Source organism: Streptomyces sp. NBC_00316, from assembly GCF_036158715.1.
Classification (GTDB): domain Bacteria; phylum Actinomycetota; class Actinomycetes; order Streptomycetales; family Streptomycetaceae; genus Streptomyces.
The window spans coordinates 7,105,674-7,131,684 of record NZ_CP108023.1; the positions used below are offsets into that span (position 1 = coordinate 7,105,674).

24 protein-coding genes are annotated in these 26,011 nt (G+C 72.5%); 19 read left to right on the forward strand and 5 right to left on the reverse strand.

All coding sequences use genetic code 11. The features are described from left to right. Nucleotides 1-96 precede the first annotated feature (96 nt). A complete protein-coding gene (locus OG878_RS31580; RefSeq protein ID WP_328889926.1) occupies nucleotides 97-642 on the forward strand; it encodes a helix-turn-helix domain-containing protein in 546 nt (181 codons plus the stop codon). Between the two features lie 23 nt (nucleotides 643-665). Beyond that, nucleotides 666-1,382 carry a helical backbone metal receptor gene (locus OG878_RS31585; RefSeq protein ID WP_328889927.1) on the forward strand — a complete coding sequence of 239 codons (717 nt, stop codon included), beginning with the start codon at nucleotides 666-668 and terminating at the stop codon, nucleotides 1,380-1,382. Here OG878_RS31585 and OG878_RS31590 read toward each other — a convergent pair. Continuing rightward, nucleotides 1,321-2,463 (reverse strand): TDT family transporter, encoded by a 1,143-nt coding sequence (locus OG878_RS31590; RefSeq protein WP_328889928.1) that lies wholly within the window; start codon nucleotides 2,461-2,463, stop codon nucleotides 1,321-1,323. The two genes, OG878_RS31585 and OG878_RS31590, sit on opposite strands and share 62 nt — an antisense overlap. A 70-nt stretch (nucleotides 2,464-2,533) precedes the next feature. Between OG878_RS31590 and OG878_RS31595 the strand changes: the two genes are divergently transcribed. Further along, nucleotides 2,534-3,463, forward strand: coding sequence for a LysR family transcriptional regulator (locus OG878_RS31595; protein ID WP_328889929.1), 930 nt, complete (start codon nucleotides 2,534-2,536; stop codon nucleotides 3,461-3,463). 260 nt (nucleotides 3,464-3,723) lie between these two features. Further along, nucleotides 3,724-4,695, forward strand: coding sequence for an aminoglycoside phosphotransferase family protein (locus tag OG878_RS31600; protein WP_328889930.1), 972 nt, complete (start codon nucleotides 3,724-3,726; stop codon nucleotides 4,693-4,695). 18 nt (nucleotides 4,696-4,713) lie between these two features. Here OG878_RS31600 and OG878_RS31605 read toward each other — a convergent pair whose 3' ends face one another. After that, nucleotides 4,714-5,409, reverse strand: coding sequence for a gamma-glutamyl-gamma-aminobutyrate hydrolase family protein (locus OG878_RS31605; protein WP_328889931.1), 696 nt, complete (start codon nucleotides 5,407-5,409; stop codon nucleotides 4,714-4,716). Nucleotides 5,410-5,518: 109 nt separating this feature from the next. Between OG878_RS31605 and OG878_RS31610 the strand changes: the two genes are divergently transcribed. The 4 genes from OG878_RS31610 (at nucleotide 5,519) to OG878_RS31625 (ending at nucleotide 10,057) form a co-directional block, all read left to right on the forward strand. Next, nucleotides 5,519-6,880, forward strand: a complete 1,362-nt coding sequence (locus OG878_RS31610) for a glutamine synthetase family protein (RefSeq protein ID WP_328889932.1) — start codon at nucleotides 5,519-5,521, stop codon at nucleotides 6,878-6,880. Between the two features lie 8 nt (nucleotides 6,881-6,888). Beyond that, the gene (locus OG878_RS31615; RefSeq protein WP_328889933.1) at nucleotides 6,889-8,253 is read left to right on the forward strand and encodes an aldehyde dehydrogenase family protein; all 1,365 of its coding nucleotides are present in this window, start codon (nucleotides 6,889-6,891) and stop codon (nucleotides 8,251-8,253) included. 6 nt (nucleotides 8,254-8,259) lie between these two features. Then, on the forward strand, nucleotides 8,260-9,048 hold the full coding sequence (locus OG878_RS31620; RefSeq protein WP_277325223.1) for a 3-oxoacyl-ACP reductase: 789 nt from the start codon (nucleotides 8,260-8,262) through the stop codon (nucleotides 9,046-9,048). 97 nt (nucleotides 9,049-9,145) lie between these two features. Then, the gene (locus tag OG878_RS31625; protein WP_328889934.1) at nucleotides 9,146-10,057 is read left to right on the forward strand and encodes a DUF2510 domain-containing protein; all 912 of its coding nucleotides are present in this window, start codon (nucleotides 9,146-9,148) and stop codon (nucleotides 10,055-10,057) included. Between the two features lie 18 nt (nucleotides 10,058-10,075). Here the strand turns inward: OG878_RS31625 and OG878_RS31630 are convergent, their stop codons facing one another. Next, nucleotides 10,076-11,278, reverse strand: a complete 1,203-nt coding sequence (locus OG878_RS31630; RefSeq protein ID WP_328889935.1) for an amino acid deaminase/aldolase — start codon at nucleotides 11,276-11,278, stop codon at nucleotides 10,076-10,078. Nucleotides 11,279-11,809: 531 nt separating this feature from the next. On the opposite strand from OG878_RS31630, the gene OG878_RS31635 reads away from it, so the two are divergent. Both OG878_RS31635 and mycP read left to right on the forward strand, forming a co-directional pair. Continuing rightward, nucleotides 11,810-12,697: a hypothetical protein gene (locus OG878_RS31635; protein WP_328891450.1), complete on the forward strand. Its 888-nt coding sequence runs from the start codon at nucleotides 11,810-11,812 to the stop codon at nucleotides 12,695-12,697. Beyond that, nucleotides 12,694-13,899 carry a type VII secretion-associated serine protease mycosin gene (mycP, locus tag OG878_RS31640; RefSeq protein WP_328889936.1) on the forward strand — a complete coding sequence of 402 codons (1,206 nt, stop codon included), beginning with the start codon at nucleotides 12,694-12,696 and terminating at the stop codon, nucleotides 13,897-13,899. Before OG878_RS31635 ends, mycP begins: the two co-directional genes overlap by 4 nt. Nucleotides 13,900-13,982: 83 nt before the next feature. Here the strand turns inward: mycP and OG878_RS31645 are convergent, their stop codons facing one another. Further along, nucleotides 13,983-14,909: a serine hydrolase gene (locus OG878_RS31645; protein ID WP_328889937.1), complete on the reverse strand. Its 927-nt coding sequence runs from the start codon at nucleotides 14,907-14,909 to the stop codon at nucleotides 13,983-13,985. Nucleotides 14,910-15,029: 120 nt separating this feature from the next. Here OG878_RS31645 and OG878_RS31650 point away from each other — a divergent pair, with 120 nt between their 5' ends. Beyond that, nucleotides 15,030-15,761 (forward strand): SseB family protein, encoded by a 732-nt coding sequence (locus OG878_RS31650; RefSeq protein ID WP_328889938.1) that lies wholly within the window; start codon nucleotides 15,030-15,032, stop codon nucleotides 15,759-15,761. 94 nt (nucleotides 15,762-15,855) lie between these two features. Here the strand turns inward: OG878_RS31650 and OG878_RS31655 are convergent, their stop codons facing one another. Next, nucleotides 15,856-16,218, reverse strand: coding sequence for a DUF1844 domain-containing protein (locus OG878_RS31655; RefSeq protein WP_277325217.1), 363 nt, complete (start codon nucleotides 16,216-16,218; stop codon nucleotides 15,856-15,858). Nucleotides 16,219-16,574: 356 nt separating this feature from the next. Here OG878_RS31655 and infC point away from each other — a divergent pair, with 356 nt between their 5' ends. The 8 genes from infC (at nucleotide 16,575) to OG878_RS31695 (ending at nucleotide 25,971) form a co-directional block, all read left to right on the forward strand. Beyond that, nucleotides 16,575-17,273: a translation initiation factor IF-3 gene (gene infC / locus OG878_RS31660; RefSeq protein ID WP_277325216.1), complete on the forward strand. Its 699-nt coding sequence runs from the start codon at nucleotides 16,575-16,577 to the stop codon at nucleotides 17,271-17,273. Nucleotides 17,274-17,393: 120 nt separating this feature from the next. Beyond that, on the forward strand, nucleotides 17,394-17,588 hold the full coding sequence (gene rpmI, locus OG878_RS31665; protein ID WP_030918579.1) for a 50S ribosomal protein L35: 195 nt from the start codon (nucleotides 17,394-17,396) through the stop codon (nucleotides 17,586-17,588). A 114-nt stretch (nucleotides 17,589-17,702) separates the two neighbouring features. Further along, nucleotides 17,703-18,086, forward strand: a complete 384-nt coding sequence (rplT, locus tag OG878_RS31670) for a 50S ribosomal protein L20 (RefSeq protein ID WP_003970214.1) — start codon at nucleotides 17,703-17,705, stop codon at nucleotides 18,084-18,086. 134 nt (nucleotides 18,087-18,220) lie between these two features. Beyond that, the gene (locus OG878_RS31675) at nucleotides 18,221-19,063 is read left to right on the forward strand and encodes a TrmH family RNA methyltransferase (RefSeq protein WP_328889939.1); all 843 of its coding nucleotides are present in this window, start codon (nucleotides 18,221-18,223) and stop codon (nucleotides 19,061-19,063) included. Between the two features lie 132 nt (nucleotides 19,064-19,195). Further along, nucleotides 19,196-20,326 (forward strand): sensor histidine kinase, encoded by a 1,131-nt coding sequence (locus tag OG878_RS31680; RefSeq protein ID WP_328889940.1) that lies wholly within the window; start codon nucleotides 19,196-19,198, stop codon nucleotides 20,324-20,326. A 145-nt stretch (nucleotides 20,327-20,471) separates the two neighbouring features. Further along, nucleotides 20,472-21,611 carry a phenylalanine--tRNA ligase subunit alpha gene (gene pheS / locus OG878_RS31685; protein ID WP_328889941.1) on the forward strand — a complete coding sequence of 380 codons (1,140 nt, stop codon included), beginning with the start codon at nucleotides 20,472-20,474 and terminating at the stop codon, nucleotides 21,609-21,611. Next, nucleotides 21,611-24,124 carry a phenylalanine--tRNA ligase subunit beta gene (gene pheT, locus OG878_RS31690; RefSeq protein WP_328889942.1) on the forward strand — a complete coding sequence of 838 codons (2,514 nt, stop codon included), beginning with the start codon at nucleotides 21,611-21,613 and terminating at the stop codon, nucleotides 24,122-24,124. The genes pheS and pheT overlap by 1 nt, the downstream gene beginning before the upstream one ends. A gap of 506 nt (nucleotides 24,125-24,630) precedes the next feature. Further along, nucleotides 24,631-25,971, forward strand: coding sequence for a transcriptional regulator (locus tag OG878_RS31695; RefSeq protein ID WP_328889943.1), 1,341 nt, complete (start codon nucleotides 24,631-24,633; stop codon nucleotides 25,969-25,971). Nucleotides 25,972-26,011: the final 40 nt, after the last annotated feature.

A 26,011-nucleotide genomic window follows, 5' to 3' on the forward strand; every position in this document is an offset into this window, starting at 1 on the left:
CGGCTGTCGCGATGTTCATTTACCGGCCGTCCTTGCGTAACCGTGTGCGTAAGGTGCTGGCAGCCGGAAGGATGACGAGTCGGGAGGGAGCTGGACATGGACGACAAGGAATCAATCCGCGTGGGCGCCGCGGTCCGCCGGCGGCGCAGATCCCTGGGGCTCACACTGGCCGCGGTCGCGAGCCGCAGCGGCCTGTCCGTGCCGTTCCTCAGCCAGATCGAGAACGAGCGGGCCCGGCCAAGCGCCCGGTCGCTGGACCGGGTGGCAGACGCCCTGGAGACCACCACGGCACGGCTGTGCGCCGCTGCCGACTCGGCGCGTGCCGTCGAGGTGGTCCGGGCGGGTGCGGGGGACGGGGTGCGCCGAGTGGTGCGCGGACGGCACCAGCTCAGCGCGCTGGAGTTCACCGGGGAGATCGACCTCGGCCGCGAGTTCCAGCACCGCAACGACGAGGTGATGTACGTGGTGGACGGTGCCGCGGAGGTGGAGGCGGAGGGGCAGGCCTACCGGCTGGAGCGCGGCGACACGCTGTTCCTGTCGGGCGGGGTGCGGCACCGCTGGCGGGCCACGGTGCCGGGGACCCGACTGCTGCTCGTCGCGGTCGCCGAACACGTCGACGCCACGAACGACCCGAGACGCTGAGGCCCGCACCGGTGTCCGTTCCCGTGCCCGCGCTCCGCGTCGTCTCCCTGGTCCCCTCGCTCACCGAGGCCGTCGCCGCCACCGCCCCCGGCCTCCTCGTCGGTGTCACCGACTGGTGCACCCACCCCGCCGGCCTGACCGCCGCGCGTATCGGCGGCACCAAGAACCCCGACGTGGCCGCCGTCGTCGCGCTCCGCCCCGATCTCGTCCTCGCCAACGAGGAGGAGAACCGTCCGCCCGACCTCGCCGCACTCCGCACCGCGGGCATCGAGGTCCTCACCACCGAGATCCGCACCCTCGACCAGGCCTTCGCCGAACTGGACCGGGTCCTGGTGTCCGGCTGCGGTCTGGCCAGGCCCCGCTGGCTCGACGAGTCCGAGACCGCCTGGGCGGCGCTCCCGCCGCCGGGCGCACCGCGCCGCGCGATCGTGCCGATCTGGCGCAGACCCTGGATGGTGCTCGGCCGCGACACGTTCGCGGGCGATCTGCTGGCCCGGCTCGGCGTCCGGAACGTGTACGCGGACCACCCCGAGCGCTACCCCCGCATCCCGCTCGACGAGCTGAACGCGACAGGTGCCGACCTGGTCGTACTGCCCGACGAGCCGTACCGCTTCACCGCGACCGACGGACCGGAGGCCTTCCCCGCACTGCCCGCCGCGCTCGTCGACGGGCGCTGTCTCACGTGGTACGGGCCGTCACTGGCCGGGGCGCCTGCGGTGCTGCGAGCAGCGCTCCGCTGAACAGCCCGCGCACCGTGCGCAGCCCGGCTGTCGCCCAGGCCGCCACCAGCAGTACATACAGTGCGACGGCCAGCCAGGTGAACGCCGTCAGACCGGTGTGCCGGGCCAGCCCCGCCGCGCCCGTGACGCACGTACCGACCGGGAAGGTGAAGCCCCACCAGGTCATGCCGAACGTCATGCCGTCCCGTGCGGCCCGCACCACCATCGCCGCGGCCAGCGCCAGCCACAGCAGCGCGAACCCCATCACCGGCACCCCGTACAGCACCGCGAACGCCCCGAGCGCGGAGACGTACGGCGCCCGGATCGCGCCCGGCGCCACATCGGCGAGCTGATTGACCGCGGTCGTCGACTGCCCCAGCGGACCGAGGACCAGGAACAGCGTGGGGGCCAGGGCGAGCGGCAGCGGCCCGTGGTGGACCAGCCGCGCGAAGATCAGCGGCAGCATCACCAGCGTCGCCAGCAGGCTCAGCCCGAACATCGCGTAGCAGGCGAGCAGCATCGCCTCCCGCCACTGACCTGCAGGCAGTTCCGGCACCAGCAGCGGGCCGAGCGCCGCGGAGACCATCGGCGCCACCACCGGCAGCAGCCACACCGGCGACGCGGTCCCGGGCGCCGGCCGGTGGCGCACGACCATCAGATACGGGATCGCGACCGCGGCGACCAGGCCGACGGCCGTGCCCGCGGTGTAGAGCACCACGTCCACGGCGAGGGCCGCCCGATGCCCGACGACGTCCCCGCCGACCACCATCGTGGAGCCGCCGACGGCCAGCAGCGCCATCGAGAGGCAGCCGTAGAACGGGGCGACGGCCGGGTCGAGGAGATGGGCGCGGGCCTGGTCGCGGTGGGCGATCCAGTGTCCGGTGCGGCCGGCGAGAACGGCGACGAGAAGCACCGCCGCCAGCATCCACACCAGCACGCAGGCCGTACGCAGTCCGGGGATGTGCACGGGCAGCGCCGCACCGGCGCTCGCGACGATCGAGGTGCCCATCACCGCGGCGTACCAGTTGGGGCCCAGGTACCTCAGGGACGGGAACCGCAGAGCGGTGGAGTACGGGGTGAGGACGCGCGGAAGGATGGCCATGCCACGATCCTGTTTCCGGGTGCCCCCTCCCACCAGGGATCTCGTCTCTATGAGGTCATAAGCTGGCTTTATGCCCAGCGACGCACCGGCACCGGTCCCTCTCTCCCACCGGGTTCCCGATCTCGGAGCCCTGGAGCTGCTGCTCGCCGTGGCCCGGCACGGCAGCCTCGGGCGGGCCGCGCGGGACGTCGGCATCAGCCAGCCCGCCGCCAGCAGCCGCATCCGGTCGATGGAGCGGCAGCTCGGCGTGGCCCTCCTCGACCGCTCGCCGCGCGGCTCCCGGCTCACCGACGCGGGCGCGCTCGTCACCGACTGGGCGCGTCGGATCGTCGAGGCCGCCGAGGCATTCGACGTGGGGGCACAGGCGTTGCGCGACCGGCGCGACTCCCGGCTCCGGGTCGCCGCCTCCATGACCATCGCCGAGTATCTGCTGCCCGGCTGGCTGATCGCGCTGCGCACCGGACGGCCGGACACCGCGGTCTCGCTGCTCGCCGGCAACTCGACGGCGGTCGCGCAGCGGCTGCGCGCCGGGGAGGCCGATCTCGGATTCGTGGAGGGCCTGTCCGTGCCGGAAGGCCTCGACGGCACGGTCATCGCCCACGACCGGCTCGTCGTCGTGGTCGCCCCGTCGCATGCCTGGGCCGCCCGCCGCAGCCCGCTGACCCCGCAGGAGCTGGCCGGGACCCCACTGATCCTGCGCGAGCGCGGCTCCGGCACCCGGCAGGTCCTGGACGCGGCGCTCGCCGTGCACGGCGGTCTGGCGCAGCCCCTGCTGGAACTGTCGTCGACGACCGCGGTGAAGGGAGCGGCGGAGAGCGGCGCGGGGCCGTGCGTACTGAGCGAACTGGCCCTGGGGGAGGAACTGTCGTCGCGCCGACTCGTGAAGATCCCCGTGGCGGGAGTGCGGTTGCGACGCCAGCTGCGCGCGGTGTGGCCCTCGGGCCACCGCCCCACGGGGCCGGCGCGCGACCTGCTGTCACTGACGGCGGGCGGTGGCTAGTGCTGTGACCGGAAGGGTCTGCCGGGAGGCTCGCGGCGTCCGGTGCGGTGCATCGCAAGGCGGAGCATCGCCCGCGTACTGGATGTACTCGGGTGTTGCGACAGCGCGGCGAGGTGCCGTGCCGGGCGGCGCGAGCCGGTGAACCTCTCCGGTCACAGCACTGGCTGGAGGGCGGGCCGTCAGGAACACCGGGGAGGCGTGACGCCCCGCGCCCGCCAAACCGGTTGGCCGGGCCCCGTCCGGGGGCCGAAGATGCGCAGATGGATGTCACCGCGCCGCCCGCGACCGGCGTACGCCACCGATGGGCCGACCTTCCGGACTCCGTGCGCAGCGCCGTCGAGACGATCCTCGGCGCCCGCGTCGTCGACGCACGGAGCCAGAGCGGCGGCTTCTCGCCGGGCGTCGCAGCCCGGGTCCGCCTCGCCGACGGCCGGCGAGCGTTCGTGAAGGTCGTCAGCGCCGAGACGAACCCCACCAGCCCCCCTCTGCACCGCGCCGAGGCCCGCAACACCGCGGCTCTCCCGACCGGCGTTCCCGCACCACGACTGCTGGGCTCGTACGACGACGGAACCAGCGTCGCCCTCGTCCTCCAGGACATCGACGGCCGCCAGCCCCGCATCCCCTGGATCCCCGCCGAGCTCGACCGCGTCCTGTCCGCAATCGGCGAACTGAACCGGACTCTGACCCCGGCCCCCATCGACGCGCCCGCCGTGGCCGACAGCGAGGCCGAGTCGTTCACCGGCTGGCGCACCCTGCGCGCCGCGCGCGACGCCGGACAGCCGCCGACCGGCCGGCTCGACCCATGGGCGGTACGCCACCTCGACGTGCTCGCGGAACTGGAGTCCGGCTGGGCCGGGCCCGCCACCGGCGACAGCCTCGCCCACGGCGATCTGCGCGCCGACAACATCCTGCTCACCGACGACAGGGTCGTGTTCGTCGACTGGCCCCACGCGCTGCGGGCCGCGCCCTGGTTCGATCTGCTGCTGATGCTGCCGAGCGTGGCGGCCCAGGGCGGCCCCGACCCGGACACCGTGTTCACCACCCACCCTCTGGGACGCGCCGCCGACCCGGAAGGTGTGAACGCGGTGCTGGCCGCGCTCGCCGGCTACTTCGTCGCGCACTCGCTGATGCCGCACCCGCCGGGGCTGCCGACCCTGCGGGCGTTCCAGGGCGTGCAAGGGACGGCGGCGCTGTCATGGCTGCGCGGCAGGCTCGGACGGCGCACGCCGTAGCCATCGGCCGGCGAACGGTCAGCCGCGCGCCGCCTCCGCCACCAGCGCCCGCATCACCCGCAGGTCGTCACCCATCTCCGGATGCCACTGCACCCCCAGCGCCCACTGCGGCCCCGGGGACTCGACGGCCTCCACCGTTCCGTCCGCCGCGTGCGCCGACGCCACGAGGCCCGGAGCAAGCCGGTCCACGGCCTGGTGGTGGTAGGTCGGCACGGGGGAATCCTCGGGCACGATCGACGCGTAGCGCGTCCCCGGGACCGGCGTCACGACGTGCTCGCCGAAGGCCCCGACCGCGCCCAGCGGGCTGGTGTGCCCGTCCAGGTGCTGAACGAGCGTGCCGCCGAACGCCACATTCATCAGCTGCATGCCGCGGCAGATGCCCAGCACCGGCGTACCGGAGTCCAGGGCGGCTCCGATCAGGGCCAGCTCCCAGGCATCGCGCTCCGGCGCGGGCGGCCCGGTCCGCGGATGTCGGTCCGCCCCGTACCGTACGGGGTCCACATCGGGCCCGCCCGCGATCACCACCGCGTCGAGCCGGGCCACCACCGAAGCCGCGAGGTCCGGATCGTCCGGCGGGAGAACTGCAGCCAGACCGCCCGACTCGCGGACCAGACGTGCGTAGCCCGCCGGCAGCAGCGTCGCGGGCAGGTCCCACACGCCCCAGCGCGCCGAAGCCTCCAGATAAGCGCTGATTCCGATCAGCGGACGGTTCATCCGATCCCTCTCTCGCACGGCACGCGGAACGCATCGGCACCGTATCCAAATCCCTTGCGCTACCCATAGGTTTGGATCATCTTCCGGCCTGCGAGGAGAGGATCCGCCCGTGTCCGACCGAACAGCCCCGCTCGCCGTCGAGGAACTGCGTGTCCTTGTCGGAAACGGTGAGATCGACACCGTGGTCCTGGCCTTCCCCGACATGCAGGGAAGGCTGCAGGGCAAGCGGTTCGCCGCCGGCTTCTTCCTCGACGAGGTCCTGGAACACGGCACCGAGGGCTGCAACTATCTGCTCGCCGTCGACACCGACATGAACACCGTCGACGGCTACGCCATGTCCTCCTGGGAGCGCGGATACGGCGACTTCGCCATGCACCCCGACCTCACCACCCTGCGCCGCGTCCCGTGGAACGACGGCACGGTCATGGTCATCGCCGACCTCGCCTGGGAGGACGGCTCGCCCGTCGTCGCCGCGCCCCGCCAGATCCTGCGCCGTCAACTGGAGCGCCTCGCCGGGCACGGCTTCACCGCGCACGTCGGCACCGAGCTCGAATTCATCGTCTTCAAGGACACCTACGAACAGGCGTGGGACCGCAACTACCGCGGCCTGACCCCGGCCAACCAGTACAACATCGACTACTCGGTCCTCGGCACCGGCCGTATCGAGCCCCTGCTGCGCCGCATCCGCAACGAGATGGCGGCCGCGGGCCTGACCGTCGAGTCCGCGAAGGGCGAGTGCAACCCCGGCCAGCACGAGATCGTCTTCCGGTACGACGAGGCCCTGGTCACCTGCGACCAGCACGCCGTCTACAAGACCGGCTCCAAGGAGATCGCCGCCCAGGAGGGCGTCGCACTCACCTTCATGGCCAAGTTCAACGAGCGCGAGGGCAACTCCTGCCACGTCCACCTCTCCCTCGAGGACGTGGACGGGCGCAACGTCATGGCAGGCGAAGAGGGCGGCATGTCACCGCTGATGCGCCACTTCCTCGCCGGACAGCTCGCCGCGCTGCGCGAGTTCTCCCTCCTCTACGCACCGAACATCAACTCGTACAAACGCTTCCAGCCCGGCTCGTTCGCCCCGACCGCGGTCGCCTGGGGCCACGACAACCGCACCTGTGCGCTCCGCGTCGTCGGCCACGGCCGCTCGACCCGGTTCGAGAACCGGCTGCCCGGCGGTGACGTCAACCCGCACCTCGCCGTCGCCGGACTGATCGCCGCCGGCCTGCACGGCATCGAGCAGAAGCTCGAACTCCCCGACCCCTGCGAGGGCAACGCCTACACCGCCGCATACGACCACGTCCCCACCACACTGCGCGAGGCCGCCGAACTCTGGGAGAAGAGCGACCTGGCCAGGGCGGCCTTCGGTGAGGACGTGGTCGCGCACTACCGCAACATGGCGCGCGTCGAACTCGAGGCCTTCGACGCCGCGGTGACCGACTGGGAGCTCCGCCGCTCCTTTGAACGTCTGTGAGGCACTCCGTGACCACCGAGCACCAGGTACTCAACCCGGCGACCGAAGAGGTCGTCGCGATCGTCCCCGCCACCACCGCGGCCGAAGCCGGCACCGCCGTGCGCCGCGCCGCGGCCGCCCAGCGCACCTGGGCGGCGATGGCCCCCGCCGACCGCGCCCGCCTGCTGCGCCGCTTCGCCGCGGCCGTCGACGAACACCGTGAGGAGCTGGCCCGGCTGGAGGTCCGCGAGGCCGGCCACACGCTCGGCAACGCCCGCTGGGAAGCCGGCAACGTCCGCGATCTGCTCGAATTCGCCGCCGGGGGTGTCGAGCGGCTCAGCGGCCGGCAGATCCCGGTCCCGGGCGGCATCGACCTCACCCTGCTCGAACCCCTCGGCGTCGTGGGCGTGATCGCCCCGTGGAACTTCCCGATGCCGATCGCCGCCTGGGGCGTCGCCCCCGCCCTCGCGGCAGGCAACGCCGTCCTCCTCAAGCCCGCCGAGACCACCCCGCTCACCGCACTGCGACTCGCCCAACTCGCCCTGGAAGCGGGCCTGCCCGGGCATCTCTTCCAGGTACTGCCCGGAGCCGGTGCCGAAACGGGCAACGCCCTCGTCGAACACCCCGGTGTCGCCAAAATCGTCTTCACCGGCTCGACCCGGGTCGGCAAGCAGATCATGGCCAGGTGCGCCGAGCGCGTGAAGCGGCTCACCCTCGAACTCGGCGGCAAGAGCCCCAACATCGTCTTCGCCGACGCCGACATCGAGGCAGCCGCGGCCGCCGCCCCCATGGCGTTCCTCGACAACGCGGGCCAGGACTGCTGCGCCCGCACCCGCATCCTCGTCCAGCGCGCCGCCTACGACCGCTTCCTCGATCTCCTCGCCCCGGCCGTCGCCTCGGTCGTCGTCGGTGACCCGGCCGATGAGAAGACCCGGATGGGGCCGCTGATCTCCCGGGCCCAGCTGGACCGCGTGGGGTCCTACGTCCCCGAGGGCGCGTCCGCGATCCGGGGCTCTGCTCCCGAGGGCCCAGGCTTCTGGTTCCCGCCCACCGTGCTGACCGATGTACGCCCCGATTCGCCCGTGGCCACCGAAGAGGTCTTCGGGCCGGTCGCCGTCGTCCTGCCGTTCGAGGACGAAGCCGACGCCGTCCGGCTCGCGAACGCGACCGAGTACGGTCTCGCCGGCTCCATCTGGACCCGTGACGTCGGCCGCGCGCTGCGCGTCTCTCAGGCGGTCCAGGCCGGGAACCTGTCCGTCAACTCGCACTCCAGCGTCCGCTACTGGACCCCGTTCGGCGGCTACAAGCAGTCCGGTCTCGGCCGGGAACTGGGCCCCGACGCCCTGACCGCCTTCACCGAAACCAAGAACGTCTTCCTCAGCACGGAGGCCTGAACCAGCATGACGACCGACACCGAGAACATCTGCCGCCGCCTGGTCGGCCGCACCGCCGTCATCACCGGTGCCGGCAGCGGCATCGGCCTCGCGACCGCGCGCCGTCTGGCGTCCGAGGGCGCCCACATCGTCTGCGCGGACATCGACGAGACCGCGGGCAAGGCCGCGGCCGACGAGGTCGGCGGACTTTTCGTACGGACCGATGTCACCGACCCCGAACAGGTCGAGGCGCTCTTCAAGGCCGCCCACGACACCTACGGGTCCGTCGACATCGCCTTCAACAACGCGGGCATCTCGCCGCCCGACGACGACTCCATCCTCACCACCGGACTGGAGGCATGGAAGCGCGTCCAGGACGTCAACCTCACCTCCGTCTACCTCTGCTGCAAGGCGGCCCTTCCCTACATGCGCCGCCAGGGGCGCGGCTCGATCATCAACACCGCTTCGTTCGTGGCGATCATGGGGGCGGCCACCAGTCAGATCTCGTACACCGCCTCCAAGGGCGGCGTGCTCGCCATGTCCCGCGAGCTCGGTGTCCAGTTCGCCCGCGAAGGCATCCGGGTCAACGCGCTCTGCCCGGGGCCGGTCAACACCCCTCTGCTTCAGGAGCTGTTCGCCAAGGACCCGGAGCGCGCGGCCCGCCGGCTCGTGCACATCCCGGTCGGGCGGTTCGCCGAGGCGACCGAGATCGCTGCTGCGGTCGCCTTCCTCGCGAGCGACGACTCCTCGTTCGTCAACGCCTCCGACTTCGTTGTGGACGGCGGCATTTCCGGCGCGTACGTCACGCCCGTCTGATCGGGCCCGGTCGCGGGACCGCCCGGGATCCCGCGACCGCTCATCCCCAACAGCCCACCCCCGGACCGGTGTCGGCGGCGAACCCTAGAGTGGAGGGATGAGCAACGCGACACCACCCGGCTGGTACCCGGACACATCCGCCCCGGGCACCGACCGGTGGTGGGACGGCTCGGCATGGACCGCGCACACCCGCCCGAACACCCCGGCACAGCAGCAGCCGGTCCCACCCCCGTACGCGAGCGGAGGCAGCGGTGGCGGGGGCGGTGCCCGGACCGTGGCGATCGTGCTGGCCGCCCTGGTCGTCGTCGGCGCGGCCGTCACCGGGGCCGTCCTGCTGGGCAGGGGCGACAGCGGTGCGGAGCCCAAGGCGTCCGGGCCGACAGGTTCCGCCCCGCTCCCCAGCGCCACCGCCACGACCGGAGGGGAAGGGCCGGCGTCCGACCCGAAGCTGCTCGTCGACCAGCTCAACGGCGTCACCCTGCCGATCCCGGACGGCTGGGAGAAGCCGGAGAGCACCGTCGAGAAGGCGCTCACCATGCGCACGGTCGACTCCTACACCTGCCCCGGCGCGTCCTCGGCCTTCTGCTACCACGGCACGGTGACCACCCGGACCGCGAACGAGACGGACACGACGTCCCCCGAGGTCCTGGCCGAACGGGACATCGCCGACGCGGCCGACAGCGCGTACGAGGAGAACATCGTCGGCGTCCGGATCCACGGCGGCATCACGTCCCACGAGCAGCTGAGATCCGCATCGGTCAGCGTGGCGGGCCGCACGGGCTACGAGGTGCGCTGGCGGGTCCACACGGCCAAGGGCCCCGGCGGCTATGTGCAGTCGCTCGTCTTCCCGTCGACGGTCGGCAGCGAGTCACCGGTCGTCGTGCGCTACGCCTTCGACGCGGCACCGGACGGTCCGCCGCTCGCCCTCATGGACACCCTCACCCGGGCCATCCGGCCGATCGACGACAGTGCGACGAGCGGCGGCGTCGGCAGCTCCGTGGCCCCCTGATACCGGTCGGGAGGAAAGTCAGAGGAACGTCTGTCCCTCGCCCCGGTACGTCGGCACGGTCGCCGTCACCCGGTCGCCCTCGATCAGCTGCAGCTCGTTGAAACGCTCGCACAGCTCCCCGGCCTTCGCGTGCCGGAACCACACCTTGTCACCGATCAGCAGATCGTCGGCCGGGGCGCCGAGCAGCGGCGTCTGCACCTCGCCGGGACCTTCCTGCGGGTCGTAGCGCAGCCCCTCGGGCAGATACGGAACGGGCAGCCGGTCCGCGCCCGCGGCCCCGGACGCCGGGTAGCCGCCGCCGAGCACCGTCACCACGCCCACTCCGGGCCGCCGCACCACGGGCTGCGCGAACAGCGCCGCCGGGCGGGCCGTGAACGACGTGTAGTTGTCGAACAGCCGCGGTACGTAGAGCCCCGACCCGGCCGCGATCTCGGTCACCGCCGCCTCCGCCGCCGTGTGCTGCACGCTGCCGGTGCCACCGCCGTTCACGAACTCCAGGTCCGGTGCCACCGCCCGCACCGCCCGGACCACCTCGGCCCGCCGGGCCGCCAGTTCCTTGCGGCCCGCGGCCTGCATCAGCCGGATCGCCCGGGAACGCAGCGGCCGTCCCGCGACCGCATCCCCGACCCCGGCGATATGTCCCTCGTACGCCATCAGGCCGACCAGCCGGAAACCCGGCCTGCGCACCACCGAGCGGGCCAGTTCCGCGAGCTGCGCGGGGGAGCGCAGCGGCGAACGCAGCGCTCCGATCCTGACCCGGCCGCCGAGCAGCTGCAGCGACGTGTCCAGTTCCAGACAGACCCGGATCTCCTCCCGGCCGCCGGCCCGTGCCGCGTCGATCAGCTCCAGCTGCGCATGGTCGTCCACCATCACCGTCACCGCGGCGGCCAGCTTGGGGTCACCGGCCAGTTCGGCGAAGGCGGCCCGGTCGGCCGACGGATAGGCCAGCAGTACGTCGTCGAAACCGGCCCGGGCCAGCCACAGCGACTCGGCCAGCGTGAAGGACATGATCCCGGCGAACCCCGGCCGTGCGAGCACCCGCTCCAGCAGCGCCCGGCAGCGCACCGACTTGCTCGCGACCCGGACCGGTTTCCCCGCCGCCCTGCGGACGAGGTCATCGGCGTTCGCATCGAAGGCATCCAGATCGACCACGGCGATCGGGGCGTCGAGATGGGCGGTGGCCCGGTCGTAACGGGTCCGGTCAGCGGCACGCGCAGTCATGGCCGCAGCTTGCCAGACACCTCTACCACTGGGTAGGGGGACGATCGGGGCAGATCCCCCGGGGTGCGGCGCCCGACTCCCACCGGGCCCGCCGCAACCCGTAGAGTTACGGCATGCGGTGACCAACGGACCTGCCTGCGAAGGTGATCCGTGGGCGGTACGGAACGTGGACCAGGGGGGCGGATGAGTACCGAGGCGCAGCGCGCTCCCGTCCCGCCCCGACCGACGACGCCACCACGTCCGGCTGCACCGCCGGACGAACCGCAGCAGACGTCACGCGCCGGCCACGGCCCGGCTCCGGCCGCCCCCGCAGCCGAGCGCACTGCGCCCGCCGCCCTCGCACCGGCGCCCCCGGCCGCAGCCCCCGCCTTCCCGCACACGCAGGGGCCGGTCCCGGCGCCTTCGCAGGAGCCCGGACCGAACCCGGTGGAGACGACCACCAGGCTCCGTGTCGTGCCCTCGGCCCCAACCGCCCCGCCCAGGCCCGGGACGCCGCCGTCCGCGGCGACCCGGCGCCGGCCCGTCGGTGCGGTGGATCTCACCCCGCGGCCCGGCGCGACCCCGCCGCACCCCGGTGGCCACGTCCCGCAGGTCCACTCCCACCCGTACCCCCGGCCCGAGACGCCCGCCGAGACCACCACCCGGCTGCGCCCGGTCCGCACCCGCCACCCCGCACGGGCCGCCGCCGCGGCGGCCTGCGTCGTGCTCGGGCTCGGACTGATCGGCGGAGCGGCCACCGGGAGCTGGCTCACCAGCGACTCCTCGGCCGACGGCGACGCGCGCAACTCCTACGCCACGGCCCGCACCGCCTGGCACAACGCCCCCGTGGACACCCTGTTCCCCCGCACCCTCAAGGGGGACGGTGCCGGGCCCGGCGGCGCGGACCGGGTCTGGACCCGGATGGCCGTCGCCCCGGACGGCGGCTGCACGACGGCCCTCGACCCGCTGCTGCTCAAGACGCTCCGCCCGGTCGGCTGCGAGCGGCTGCTGCGCGCCACGTACAGGGACGCCACCTCCAGCAGCGTCACCACGGTCGGAATGATCTTCACCGAGGGCGACACGGAGGCCATGCGAGCGCTGAGCACCCGGTTCTCCGACCAGCATCTCGACGCGCGCACCGACCTGATGCCCCGTACCTACGCGGTCGAGGACACCGTTGCCGCAGGGTTCGGCGACCGGCAGCGCGCCAGCTGGACCGTCCATGTGCTGACCGAGGTGCCGGTCGTCGTGTTCGCCGTCTCCGGGTTCGCGGACGGGCGCGCGGTGACCGACCCGCAGCCGGCCGAGAAGGCGCTGGCCGCGGACGCGACCACGGCCGCCGCACAGGCCGGCCTCGGCCATGAGGCCAAGGGCATCGCCGACCGGATCGAGCGCGGGCTGCGCCGGACCGTCACCGACCTCTCGGAGAATCAGCAATGAGCAGCCCCCGACGCCGTCGTCGCGCCCTCGGCGCGCTCTGCGCCGCCACGGCGTTCACCCTGCTCCCGGCCGCCCCCGCCCATGCGGACACCATCAGGCCGCAGCAGTGGGGACTGCAGGCGCTCCACACCGACCGGGCCTGGCAGACCACCAAGGGCAAGGGCATCACCGTCGCCGTCGTCGACACCGGGGTCGACGACAGCCTCCCCGACCTCGCGGGCCAGGTGCTGCCCGGCAAGGACATGATCGGCTTCGGCGCCGAGCCCGGTGACCGGGCCTGGGCCCGGCACGGCACCGCGATGGCCGGGATCATCGCCGGCCGCGGTCACGGCGTCGGGCGCGCCGACGGTGTGCTCGGCATCGCCCCGGAGGCGAAGATCCTCCCGGTCCGGGTGATCCTGGAAGCTTCCGACCCGTCCCGCGCCAAGGCCCGCGAGTCCCGCGGCACGGCCCTGGCCGACGGCATCCGCTGGGCCGCCGACCACGGAGCGGACGTCATCAACCTCTCCCTCGGCGACGACAGCGCGTCCGCGCACCCGGAGGGCGGTGAGGACGCCGCCATCCAGTACGCGCTGAGGAAGGGCGCCGTCGTCGTCGCGTCGGCGGGCAACGGGGGCGAGAAGGGCGACCACATCTCGTACCCCGCCGCCTACCCGGGCGTGATAGCGGTCGCCGCCGTCGACCGCTACGGCACCCACGCGGCGTTCTCCACCCGCCACTGGTACGCCACCGTCAGCGCCCCCGGCGTCGACATCGTCGTCCCTGCTCCCGACCGCCACTACTACATCGAGTGGGGCACATCGGCCGCCTCCGCATTCGTCTCCGGGGCCGTCGCGCTGGTCCGGGCCGCCCATCCGGGGCTGTCGCCCGCCCAGGTGAAGAAGCTCCTCACGGACACCGCCCGCAACTCCCCGGAGGGCGGCCGTGACGACTCGCGGGGGTACGGCATCGTCGATCCGGCCGCGGCGATCGACGCGGGCGGCAAGCTCCGGCCGGCCGGTCTGCGGGCGGAGTCGGCCGAGGCAGACGACTCCGTGAAGGCCGGTTACCGCAAGCAGTACTTCGGGCCGGGCCCCACCGCGCGGCACGAGGACGGCGGCCCCGCAGGCTGGCTCGCCCCGGCCGCGGGCGGCCTCGGCGCCGTGCTGCTGGCGCTGGCCGTGCTGCTGTGGCGCAGCAGGAACCCTTCCGCACGCCGCTGAAGCGGCCCGGGCCCGCCCCGGCGACCCCCGGGCTCCCGGCCCCTCCGGACAGCCGCCACCCCGCGGGCCGGTTCATGACGCGCTCATCGCGCCCGTTCCAGTACGCCCACGGCGGCCTTCGCGACCGACTCGACGCGCGCGATCCCCGTGGCCATCGTCCGCTGCCCCGTGGACAGCACCGCCATCAGGTACGTGTGCCCGTGGGCCGTCACCTGCCCGATGCTGTTGATGTCCCACAGCCCGGTGGCGCTGCGCGGCATCCACCCGTTCTTCAGCGCCCATCGGCTGCCTGCCGCGGACACCCCCCAGTGCTGATCGGCCGAGACGTTCCGCATCAGCCCCTGCAGATACGAACGGGAGTCCTCGGTCAGCTTCGAGTCCGTGCCGAACACGGTCCTCAGCAGCACCAGCTGATCCGCCGCCGTGGTCTGCGTCAGTCCCCACCGGGGCGCCGCGGTCGTCATGGTCAGGCCGAAGCGCCTGTTCGCCGCGTCGAGCCCGGCCGCCCCGCCGATCGTCTGCATCAGTGCGGTCGCGGCGTCGTTGTCGCTGTGCTCGATCATGGTGACGGCACGGCTGCGTTCGTGGGCGGTGAGGTCCCGCCCGTGGTCCTGGGCCTGGAGCAGCAGCGCCGCGAGGATGTCGACCTTGACGATGCTCGCGGTGGCGTACATCCGGCTCCCGTACACCGCACCGGGCCCGTCGAGGGCGTCCAGCACGGCGACCGACACCCTGGACCCACCGTTGAGTCCCCTGGACCCGCCGGTGGACCCGCCGGCGAGCGGCGACACCGCCGCGGCCAGCTCCGCGTCCAGATCCACCCCGGGCTCCTCGCTCGTCACCGCCTGGGCGGGCGGGCCCGGAGCCGGCGCCGCCGCGGCCGACGACGCGGACGCGACGGGGCCGGGCCCCGGATCCGACACCAGGCCCACCAGATACATGCTGCCCGCGACGGAACCGGCCAGCAGCAACACGGTCGTCACGGAAGCGGACAGTGCGGACGTACGCATTTTCGTACTTGTCTTCGATATCGGCAGGGGTAGGGAACCGGACGCCACGAAGAGCGCCTGACAGCGGGCCGTGGTCCACCTGAGGGCCTCGTGAAAAACCGCACCGACTACGCTCGCCCTGTGGCGCAGAAGAACATTCCGGACTCCGGTTACTCCGACGACGATGGCACGGCCGACCCCGTATTGACCGCGGCACTCGCCGCCTGGGCCGATGACCGTACGGCCATCGGCCCAGTGCTCGAAGCGCTCAGGGGGGCCCGGCTCCTGGTCCCCGTCGTCGCCGTCCTCGGGGAGGTGGAGGAGGACGAGGAGAGCGGGCTGCGCCGGGAGAAGACCAGCGACATGGCCGTGCCCACCCTCCAGGCGGGCGACCGCCGTGCCCTGCCCGCCTTCACCTCGACCGCGTCCCTGGCCCGCTGGGACCCGCAGGCCCGCCCTGTCGCCGTCCCTCTGCACCAGGCGCTGCAGGCCGCCGCGCACGAGAAGGCGGACACCGTGGTGCTCGACCTGGCCGGCCCCGTCGCCTTCGAGCTGACCGGCTCCGCGCTGCTCGCCCTCGCCGAGGGCCGTACCAGCGCCGACCCGCTGGACGATCCGGCGGTCACCTCCGCGGTACGGGAGGCGGTCGCCGCCGAGCCCGCAGTGGTCCGTGCCCATCTCGTCCCGGGCCCGTCCGGCGGCACCCTCGCCCTGTTCCTGGCGCCCGACGCGGTCCCGGCCGAGGCGGCCCAGCGCGTTGCGCAGTCGCTGGCCGCCGACGAGGTGCTGCGCGCCCGGCTGGTGCGGGGCCTGGACCTGGCGCTGCTTCCGGACGGCGCGAACATGCCCGGTGAGCCGCTTTTCGCACGCTGATCTCCCGACCGGCCCGCGTACGCGGTGAGCCCCCTGCCCGGCCGGGCAGGGGGCTCACGTTCGTGGAATGGGGAAACGGACGGGCGGCGGGTGCTCAGCCGAAGACGGGACCGGTGTACTTCTCGCCGGGGCCCTGACCCGGCTCGTCCGGAACGAGCGACGCCTCGCGGAACGCGAGCTGCAGCGACTTCAGACCGTCCCGCAGCGGCGCCGCGTGGAACGAGCTGATCTCGGTGGTGCTCGCGTCGAGCAGGCCGGCCAGCGCGTGGACCAGCTTGCGGGCCTCGTCGAGGTCCTTGTGCTTGTCGCCGTCCTCGGTCAGCCCGAGCTTCACGGCGGCGGCGCTCATCAGATTGACGGCGACCGTCACGATCACCTCGACCGCGGGGACCTCCGCGATGTCGCGGGCCATGTCGTCGAAGTCGGGGGTTTCACTGCTGGGGGTCGCGTCACTCATGCGCCATACGATAGGCGCATGCCCCTGCGCCCCCGCCCGCGGGAGTGCCGACGGCAGCTGTGACCCTGCGCACGGGTTCGCACCACCCCGGGGGAGCTGCTAACCTTGTGTAACGACCGGCTGGGCAGCTATGTGCCCGGCCCACAAGTGGAGGCTCCGATCTCCCACCTGGCCGTCCTGTAGGACGGCGGGTCACCGGTCAGGTGGCGCCCATCGTTCCGTACGGACGATGGAGCCGCCCGATGCGCCCCGCGGTTGACCGCGGCGGTGTTCCGGTTTGCCAGGAGCCCCGCCTGTGTCCCGTCCGGGGCATTTTTGATGCGCTGGTGCGGTTGGTCTCACGAAACAGACGTTGCGTGGCTGTCCGCCAGACGGCCGCGTGGTGCTACCGAGGAGGATCCATCAGCGCCGAGCCCCGCATCAACGACCGGATTCGCGTTCCCGAGGTGCGACTTGTCGGTCCCAGCGGCGAGCAGGTCGGGATTGTTCCGCTTGCCAAGGCCCTGGAACTCGCACAGGAGTACGACCTCGACCTGGTCGAGGTGGCGGCGACCGCCCGTCCGCCCGTGTGCAAGCTCATGGACTACGGGAAGTTCAAGTACGAGTCGGCCATGAAGGCCCGTGAGGCGCGCAAGAACCAGGCGCACACGGTCATCAAGGAGATGAAGCTCCGGCCGAAGATCGACCCGCACGACTATGACACCAAGAAGGGTCACGTCGTCCGGTTCCTCAAGCAGGGCGACAAGGTCAAGATCACGATCATGTTCCGTGGTCGTGAGCAGTCCCGCCCCGAACTTGGCTTCCGACTGCTTCAGCGTCTCGCTTCGGATGTCGAGGAGCTCGGCTTCATCGAGTCGAACCCGAAGCAGGACGGCCGGAACATGATCATGGTTCTGGGCCCGCACAAGAAGAAGACCGAAGCCATGGCCGAGGCCCGTGAGGCCCAGGCCGCCCGCAAGGCGGGGCGTCAGGGTTCCACCCCCGACGCCGAGGCTGCCGAGGCTCCCGCCGAAGCGCAGCCCGAGGCTCCGGGCGAAACACCTTCCGAGGCGTGACCTCAGGGGGCGCCATCCAGGCGGCCCCGGGTCCCCTCGGGATCCCCACCAAGATCTGACGCCCCTGCTGTCCGGTGCCCGCACCGAGAGGGGCGCCACTGACGAGGAGAGAACGGCGCGATGCCGAAGAACAAGACGCACAGCGGTGCCAGCAAGCGCTTCAAGATCACCGGCTCCGGCAAGGTGCTCCGTGAGAAGGCCGGCAAGCGCCACCTGCTCGAGCACAAGTCGTCCAAGAAGACCCGCTCGCTGACCGGCACGGTCGTCGTGGCTCCGGCCGACGCCAAGAAGATCAAGAAGCTTCTCGGCAAGTGAGGCCCGGCCCCCGGTGAATCCGGGGGCGCGACCTCTGTCACACCGGGACCAATTCGTTTCCGGGCTGGGTGAGTCGATACCGTGAACACCAGCCCCGCTACAAGGAGTTAACAAGTGGCACGCGTCAAGCGGGCAGTCAACGCCCACAAGAAGCGCCGGGCAATCCTCGAGGCCGCCAGCGGTTACCGCGGTCAGCGCTCGCGCCTGTACCGCAAGGCCAAGGAGCAGGTCACCCACTCCCTGGTCTACAACTACAACGACCGCAAGAAGCGCAAGGGCGACTTCCGTCAGCTGTGGATCCAGCGCATCAACGCCGCTGCCCGCCAGAACGGCATGACGTACAACCGCCTCATCCAGGGTCTGAAGGCCGCCAACATCGAGGTGGACCGCAAGATCCTGGCCGAGCTCGCGGTCAACGACGCCAACGCGTTCGCCGCCCTCGTCGAGGTTGCCCAGAAGGCCCTCCCGAGCGACGTCAACGCCCCGAAGGCCGCCTGATCCAGGGCACACTTCTTGGCTTCTGAGCCGGACCCGCAGGCGCTCGGCGTCTGCGGGTCCGGTGCGTTGCACGACGTGCTCCGTATCTCCGCACCGATCCGAACCTCCGCACGCAGAGAGGCCCGCCGCCGACCATGGGCACCCCCGAACTGATCTCCCCGCGATCGCCGCGCGTCGCCGCCGCCCGACGGCTGGCCAGGCGCAACTTCCGCGGCAAGGAGCGACGGTTCATCGCCGAGGGGCCGCAGGCCGTGCGCGAGGCCGCCGAACACCGCGGCAGCGACGGTGAGCCGACCCTGCTGGAGCTCTTCGCCACCGTCGAGGCGGCCGAGAGGTACGCCGACATCATCGCCGCCGCCCACACCGCCGGCGCCCGGGTGCACCTCGCCGACGGTGACACGCTCGCCGATGTGTCGCAGACCGTCACCCCCCAGGGGCTGATCGGCGTCTGCCGGTTCCTCGACACGCCGTTCGAGGCCATCGTCGCCGCGAAGCCCACGCTGGTGGCCGTCCTCGCCCACGTACGCGACCCCGGGAACGCCGGTACGGTGCTGCGCTGCGCCGACGCCGCGGGCGCCGACGCCGTCGTCCTCACCGACGCCTCCGTGGACCTGTACAACCCCAAGTCCGTGCGTGCGTCGGTCGGTTCGCTCTTCCATCTGCCGGTCGCCGTCGGTGTCCCCGTCGAACAGGCCGTCCAGCGGCTGCGGGACGCGGGCGTGCGGATCCTCGCCGCCGACGGCGCGGGCGACGACGACCTCGACGACGAGCTCGACGCGGGCACCATGGGCGGGCCGACCGCCTGGGTCTTCGGCAACGAGGCCTGGGGCCTGCCGGAGGAGACCCGGGCGCTCGCCGACGCCGTCGTACGCGTACCGATTCACGGCAAGGCCGAGAGCCTCAATCTCGCCACCGCCGCGGCCGTCTGCCTGTACGCCTCCGCGCGCGCCCAGCGCCCCCGTCGTACCACCGGCTGACCGCCCCCTTACCCCGCCCCCGGCGCATCGCAGCAGTGCGCCCCCGCAGGGTGTCGCTCCGTCACCGGCGACTAGTAGGGTGACGAACTCGGGGGCCCACTGCACCGGTGCGAGAGGTGGGGTAACGGGAATATGGCTGTCGGCACGAGCGGGCCGCGCGGGACGCACATCGACCGCGCGCAGAGCACCACGGCCGTCACCGCTCACGCGGACACGGCCGCAGCCGTCGATCCGGACGACCTGCCCGACGGCCTCGTCATCGCCGACGAGTCGGGCCGGGTCATCTGCTTCAACGCCGCCGCCACCCGGATCACCGCCGTCCCCCGGGCTGCCGCCCTCGGCCGCCCGCTCGACCACGCACTGCCGCTGGAGGACCTGAAGGGCCGCCGCTGGTGGGCCCTGACCGATCCGTACGGCGGCCTCGCCACCCGGGTCGGCCAGCCCGAGCGGAATCTGCTGCTCCCCGGCGGCCGCGAGGTCCTGGTCTCCGCCCGGTACGTACGCGAGCGCCCCACCGGACCCGTGCGCCGGCTCGTGATCAGCCTGCGCGGCACCGAGGCCCGCCGCCGCACCGAGCGCAGTCACGCCGAACTGATCGCGACCGTCGCCCATGAGCTGCGCTCCCCGCTGACGTCCGTCAAGGGCTTCACCGCGACGCTGCTCGCCAAATGGGAACGGTTCACGGACGACCAGAAGAGGCTGATGCTGGAGACCGTCGACGCCGACGCCCACCGTGTCACCCGGCTCATCGCCGAGTTGCTCGACATCTCCCGGATCGACTCCGGACGACTGGAGCTGCGCCGCCAGCCGGTCGACCTCTCCGCCGCCGTCGAACGCCACATCCAGGCCCTCACCGCGGCCGGCCAGGCCCCCGACCGATTCCTCGTCCGCACCCGGCAGCCGCTGCCCGCCGTATGGGCCGACCCGGACAAGGTCGATCAGGTGCTGGGGAACCTGCTGGAAAACGCGGTGCGCCACGGCGAGGGAACCGTCACCATTGAGGTCGCACCCGCGACCAGCGACGAGAAGGGAACGGCCGTCACCGTGAGCGACGAGGGCCCCGGTATCCCCGAGGAGTCGATGGGCCGCGTCTTCACCCGTTTCTGGCGCGGGAGCAAGCGGGGCGGGACGGGCCTGGGCCTCTACATCGTCAAGGGCATCGTGGAGGCGCACGGCGGCACGATCACGGTCGGCCGCGGGCCCGGCGGCGGCGCCGAGTTCCGATTTATTTTGCCCGTGGGGGCGCCGGCCTACCTGGCTTGAGCCGCCCGCGGGCTTCTTCCACCCTCAGCGACCTTTAGACTCGACCTTTGGCACCTCTGTGTCCTCCAGTCGTCGAGCGGGGCCACGGGGGTCCGGGGTATCCCCCGGTAAGAGCAGTATCAGCCAATCGGAAGCACGGGAAGAGATGTCGGCACCGAACAAGTCGTACGACCCAGTCGAGGTCGAGGCACTGAAACCGGAAGAGATCGAGCGCATGCGGGACGAGGCGTTCGCCGCCTTCGCCGCCGCGGGTGACCTCGACGCGCTCGCCCAGGCGAAGACCGCGCACACCGGTGGAACCTCGCCGCTGTCGCTCGCCAACCGGGAGATCGGCGCACTGCCGCCGCAGGCCAAGGCCGAGGCGGGCAAGCGCGTGGGCCAGGCCCGCGGGGCCGTGAGCAAGGCACTCGCCGCCCGTCAGACGGAGCTGGAGGCCGAGCGGGACGCCCGTGTGCTGGTCGAGGAGGCGGTGGACGTCACGCTGCCGTACGACCGCACCCCGGCCGGCGCCCGCCACCCGCTGACGACCATCATGGAGCGCGTCGCGGACGTCTTCGTGGCCATGGGCTACGAGGTCGCCGAGGGCCCCGAGGTCGAGGCGGAGTGGTTCAACTTCGACGCACTGAACTTCGTGCCCGACCACCCGGCCCGGCAGATGCAGGACACCTTCTTCGTCCAGGGCACCACGCCCGACGGGAAGCCGACCACGGGCGACGAGTCCGGCATCGTGCTGCGTACGCACACCTCGCCGGTCCAGGCCCGCACCCTGCTCGACCGCGAGCCGCCCGTCTACGTCGTCTGCCCTGGGCGGGTCTACCGCACCGACGAGCTCGACGCGACGCACACCCCGGTCTTCCACCAGATCGAGCTGCTGGCCGTCGACGAGGGCCTCACCATGGCGGACCTCAAGGGCACCCTCGACCACATGGTCCAGGCGCTCTTCGGCCCGGAGATGAAGACCCGGCTGCGGCCGAACTTCTTCCCGTTCACCGAGCCGTCCGCCGAGATGGACATGGTCTGCTACGTCTGCCGCGGCACGTCCGTCGGCAACCCGGACCGCCCCTGCCGCACCTGCGGCAGCGAGGGCTGGATCGAGCTCGGCGGCTGCGGCATGGTCAACCCCAAGGTGCTCATCGCCTGCGGCGTCGACCCCCGGAAGTACAGCGGATTCGCCTTCGGGTTCGGCATCGAACGGATGCTGATGTTCCGCCACAACGTCGAAGACATGCGAGACATGGTCGAGGGTGACGTCCGGTTCACCCGGCCGTTCGGGATGGAGATCTGATGCGCGTCCCGCTTTCCTGGCTGCGGGAGTACGTCGACCTGCCGGCGACGGAGACCGGCCGTGACGTACAGGCCAAGCTCGTCGCCGTCGGCCTCGAGGTCGAGACCGTCGAGCAGATCGGCGCCGGCCTCAAGGGCCCCCTGGTCGTCGGACAGGTACTGACCATCGAGGAGCTGGAGGGCTTCAAGAAGCCCATCCGCTTCTGCACCGTCGACGTCGGCACCGCCAACGGCACCGGTGAGCCGCAGGAGATCGTCTGCGGAGCCCGTAACTTCGCCGTCGGCGACAAGGTCGTCGTGGTCCTCCCCGGCGCCGTGCTGCCCGGCGACTTCGCGATCGCCGCACGCAAGACGTACGGCCGGACCTCGCACGGCATGATCTGCTCCACCGACGAACTCGGTATGGGCGACGACGGCACGCACGGCATCATCGTGCTGGCGCCGGAGCACGAGGTCGGCACCGACGCGATCGAGCTGCTCCAGCTCGTCGACGAGGTGCTCGACATCGCGGTCACCCCCGACCGCGGCTACTGCCTCTCCATGCGCGGCGTCGCCCGCGAGACCGCCATCGCGTACGGGCTGCCGCTGCGCGACCCGGCCCTCCTCGACGTGCCCGCGCCGAACGCGTTCGGCTACCCGGTGAAGGTGGCCGACCCGACCGGCTGCGACCGGTTCACCGCGCGCACCGTCGTCGGCCTGGACCCCGAGGCGCGTTCCCCGATCTGGATGCAGCGCAGGCTGCAGAAGGCCGGGATGCGCCCGATCTCGCTCACCGTCGACATCACCAACTACGTGATGCTGGAGCTCGGCCAGCCGCTGCACGCCTACGACCGCACCCGTGTCGACGGGCCGATCGGGGTGCGCCGCGCCCAGCAGGGCGAGAAGCTCACCACGCTCGACGGCACGGTCCGCGTCCTGGACGCCGAGGACCTGGTCATCACCGACAACCGCGGGCCGATCGGTCTCGCGGGTGTCATGGGCGGCGCCAACACGGAGATCGCCGACGCCCAGAACGGTGAGAACACCAGCACCGAGGTCGTCATCGAGGCCGCGCACTTCGACGCGATCTCGATCGCCCGGACCGCGCGCCGTCACAAGCTGTCCTCCGAGGCGTCCAAGCGCTTCGAGCGCGGCGCGGACCCGGAGGCGGCGGCCGCCGCCGCGCAGCGCACCGTCGACCTGCTGGTGCTCCTCGCGGGCGGCACCGCCGAGGCGGGTGTCACCGAGGTCGCGGTTCCGTCCGCGCCCCGCACCATCGCGATGCCCGCGGACCACCCCGACCGGGTGGCCGGGGTCGTGTACGGCCGCGAGACCGTCGTACGGCGCCTCCAGGAGGTCGGCTGCGACGCCTACGGGCAGGACGAGCTGCTCGTCACGGTCCCGTCCTGGCGGCCCGACCTGAGCGAGCCGAACGACCTCGCCGAAGAGGTCATCCGGCTGGAGGGGTACGAGAACCTTCCGTCGACGCTGCCGACGCCGCCGTCCGGGCGCGGGCTCACCGACCGCCAGCGGCTGCACCGCAGGGTCGGCCGGGCGCTCGCCGGAGCCGGCTACGTCGAGGCGCTGAACTACCCGTTCATCGGGGACGCCGTCCTCGACCAGCTCGGGTTCGACGCCGACGACGCCCGCCGCCGTACGGTCAAGCTCGTCAACCCGCTCTCCGACGAGGAGCCGGCGCTGCGCACCACGCTGCTGCCGGGCCTCCTCGGCGCGCTGCGGCGCAACGACGGCCGCGGCAGCCACGACCTGGCTCTCTTCGAGACCGGTCTCGTCTTCAGGCCTACGGGCGACGAGACCCAGGCCGTGCGCCTGCCCGTCGACCACCGGCCCAGCGACGAGCAGATCGCCGAACTGAACGCGGCGCTGCCGCGGCAGCCGCGCCGTGCCGCGGTCGTCCTCGCGGGCGCCCGTGAGCAGGCCGGCTGGTGGGGCAAGGGCCGCCCGGTGGACTGGGCGGACTCCATCGAGGCCGCTCGTGCCATCGCCCGCGAGGCGGGTGTCGAGCTCACCGTCCGCAACGATCAGCACGCGCCGTGGCACCCCGGCCGCTGCGCCGCACTGTTCGTCACGGCGAACGACGCGGAGGCCCTCGTGGGGCACGCCGGTGAGCTGCACCCGCGTGTCATCAAGGAGCTCCATCTGCCGGAGCGGACCTGCGCCATGGAGATCGACCTCGACCTCCTGGAGCAGGCCGTCGACGGTGCGCTCCAGGCGCCGCGGATCTCCACCTTCCCGGTGGCGACCCAGGACGTCGCGCTCGTCGTCGCGCAGGACGTGCCGGCCGCCGAGGTGGAGCACGCGCTGCGTGCGGGTGCCGGTGAACTCCTCGAATCGCTGCGGCTGTTCGACGTCTTCACCGGTGAGCAGATCGGCGAGGGCAGGAAGTCGCTGGCGTACGCGCTGCGGTTCCGGGCGCCGGACCGCACGCTGACCGTCGACGAGGCCACGGCCGCCCGCGATGCGGCGGTCGCCCTGGCTGCCGAGCGGACCGGTGCGGTGCTGCGCGGAGCGTAGCGGCCGACCGCGACGCCGTCGGGCCGCGCGGTGTCCTCGGCCGGACGGGCCTGGAACCAGGTCCGTCCGGCGGCCGGGGACGGACCGGCCGCAGAAGTGAGGAGGGGGCGTATCCGGCTACCGGGTACGCCCCCTCCTTCTGTGCTCGCCGAACGACGGCGGGACCGCACGCGGGCTCCGGCCCGGCCCGGGGGAACCCGGGTTCCGGTACGGCCCCGCAGCCACCCTCCGATCAGTGGGCAGTGGGTCGTGCGATCCGGCGCCGTCCGTACTGCCACGGAGTGTCGGGCAGGTCGGCAGTGTGAACGGCGCGGGTGCGGGTCGTCGACTGTACGAGGGGGAGCAGACGACCCGGCCGCCTCTTGCGAGGCGACTGATTCAACCGATCCGCGGCCCGGCGCAACAGCGTGCGCAGCGGGACGGTTCGGGCATTCCGTTCACACCCCGTGTGAAACGTGCTCCACTGGGGCGACACGTCACGAGGCGTGTCCGGCGGAGGAGGGGCAATGGAGCCCAACATTCTGCTCGAGGCCCTGATCGACGAGGCGGGTGTCTCCCGTGCGGGTCTCGCCGCGCACGTCAACCGGGCCGGGCGCGCCCGAGGGCTGTCCCTGCGGTACGAACACACCGCCGTGGCACGCTGGCTGAGGGGCCAGCGCCCTCGTGGCCGGGTGCCCGACCTGATCTGCGAGGTGCTCGGCAACCGGCTCCACCGGCCCGTTTCGCTCGACGACATCGGCATGGCGTCGCCCGGCACCGGCACGCCCGTACCGGGCTGCACGCTCACCGGGTTCGTCGAACGGGCCACCGCAGTGTGGCGCTCCGACGAGCAGCAGCGCCCGCCCGTACACGCTGCAGCCGCCGTCACCGGCACGTCGGCGGTGATGCCCGTGTGGGAGTGGGAGAACCCGCCGGAGGACGCCGATGTCTCCCGTGACGGTACGACCCGCGTCTCGATGGCCGACATCGTCATGCTGCGTGCGGCCCGTTCCCACTACGAACTGATGTACCGCAGGGCCGGCGGCGTCGCGACCCGTTCCCGCATCGTCGGCTTCCTCAACGCGGAGACCGCCCCGCTGCTGCGCGGCGGTTACAGCGACGTGCTCGGCCGCCGGCTGCACCGGGCTACGAGCGGGCTGGTGGCCGTGGCGGGCATCTGCGCCTACGACTCCGACGCCCACGGACTCGCCCAGCGCTACTTCCACCAGGCGCTGCGGCTGGCCAAGGCGAGCGGGGACCGGGGGCTCGGCGCGTATGTGATCGCCCTGCTGGTCAACCAGTCGCTGTTCCTCGGCGAGTACCGGCAGTCCGTCGCGTTCGCGGAGGCGGCACTGCGGGCCGCCGGGCGCGACATCACGCCCGCGCTGGCCGCCGACCTGTACGCGATGCAGGCCAAGGCGTACGCGCATCTGGGCGACGGCCACAGCGCCATGGAGCGCATCCGGTGCGCCGAGTCCGAGGCCGGGTGCATCACCCCGGGGCACGAGCCGGACGAGACGGGTTACGTCGAGCCCGGCCTGGTCAATGTGCAGGTGGCGGAGGCCCTGCTGCGCCTCGGTGATCTGTCGGGTGCGCGGGAGCACGCCGCCGTGGCGGTACGCACCCCGGCGCACGACCGGGGGCGCGTGCACCGGCTGGCCATGCTGACCCATATCGAGCTGCGGCAGGGGGAGGCGGACCGGGCGGCCGGTACGGCGACGGAGATGGCGCAACGGGCCGGAGGCATGGAGTCCCAGCGGCTGCGGGACCGGTTGCGGGCGGTGCGCGAGGACCTGGTCGCGAGCGGCTGCGCCGACGCGGGGCGGGCCGCCGAACTCATCGACGGGGCGCTGCGCGTGCCGCTCTGATGTTCCCCTCCGGGGCCGCTCCTGCTGCGATGTTGTCACC

What these genes read in the sequence shown, in the direction of transcription:
- OG878_RS31620 (WP_277325223.1), top strand. Translation starts at nt 8,260, where the DNA reads ATGACGACCGACACCGAGAACATCTGCCGCCGCCTGGTCGGCCGCACC.
- OG878_RS31630 (WP_328889935.1), bottom strand. Translation starts at nt 11,278, where the DNA reads ATGACTGCGCGTGCCGCTGACCGGACCCGTTACGACCGGGCCACCGCC.
- OG878_RS31580 (WP_328889926.1), top strand. Translation starts at nt 97, where the DNA reads ATGGACGACAAGGAATCAATCCGCGTGGGCGCCGCGGTCCGCCGGCGG.
- OG878_RS31680 (WP_328889940.1), top strand. Translation starts at nt 19,196, where the DNA reads ATGGCTGTCGGCACGAGCGGGCCGCGCGGGACGCACATCGACCGCGCG.
- OG878_RS31645 (WP_328889937.1), bottom strand. Translation starts at nt 14,909, where the DNA reads ATGCGTACGTCCGCACTGTCCGCTTCCGTGACGACCGTGTTGCTGCTG.
- OG878_RS31695 (WP_328889943.1), top strand. Translation starts at nt 24,631, where the DNA reads ATGGAGCCCAACATTCTGCTCGAGGCCCTGATCGACGAGGCGGGTGTC.
- OG878_RS31655 (WP_277325217.1), bottom strand. Translation starts at nt 16,218, where the DNA reads ATGAGTGACGCGACCCCCAGCAGTGAAACCCCCGACTTCGACGACATG.
- OG878_RS31595 (WP_328889929.1), top strand. Translation starts at nt 2,534, where the DNA reads ATGCCCAGCGACGCACCGGCACCGGTCCCTCTCTCCCACCGGGTTCCC.
- OG878_RS31625 (WP_328889934.1), top strand. Translation starts at nt 9,146, where the DNA reads ATGAGCAACGCGACACCACCCGGCTGGTACCCGGACACATCCGCCCCG.
- OG878_RS31605 (WP_328889931.1), bottom strand. Translation starts at nt 5,409, where the DNA reads ATGAACCGTCCGCTGATCGGAATCAGCGCTTATCTGGAGGCTTCGGCG.
- OG878_RS31600 (WP_328889930.1), top strand. Translation starts at nt 3,724, where the DNA reads ATGGATGTCACCGCGCCGCCCGCGACCGGCGTACGCCACCGATGGGCC.
- pheS (WP_328889941.1), top strand. Translation starts at nt 20,472, where the DNA reads ATGTCGGCACCGAACAAGTCGTACGACCCAGTCGAGGTCGAGGCACTG.
- OG878_RS31590 (WP_328889928.1), bottom strand. Translation starts at nt 2,463, where the DNA reads ATGGCCATCCTTCCGCGCGTCCTCACCCCGTACTCCACCGCTCTGCGG.
- rpmI (WP_030918579.1), top strand. Translation starts at nt 17,394, where the DNA reads ATGCCGAAGAACAAGACGCACAGCGGTGCCAGCAAGCGCTTCAAGATC.
- mycP (WP_328889936.1), top strand. Translation starts at nt 12,694, where the DNA reads ATGAGCAGCCCCCGACGCCGTCGTCGCGCCCTCGGCGCGCTCTGCGCC.
- OG878_RS31675 (WP_328889939.1), top strand. Translation starts at nt 18,221, where the DNA reads ATGGGCACCCCCGAACTGATCTCCCCGCGATCGCCGCGCGTCGCCGCC.
- pheT (WP_328889942.1), top strand. Translation starts at nt 21,611, where the DNA reads ATGCGCGTCCCGCTTTCCTGGCTGCGGGAGTACGTCGACCTGCCGGCG.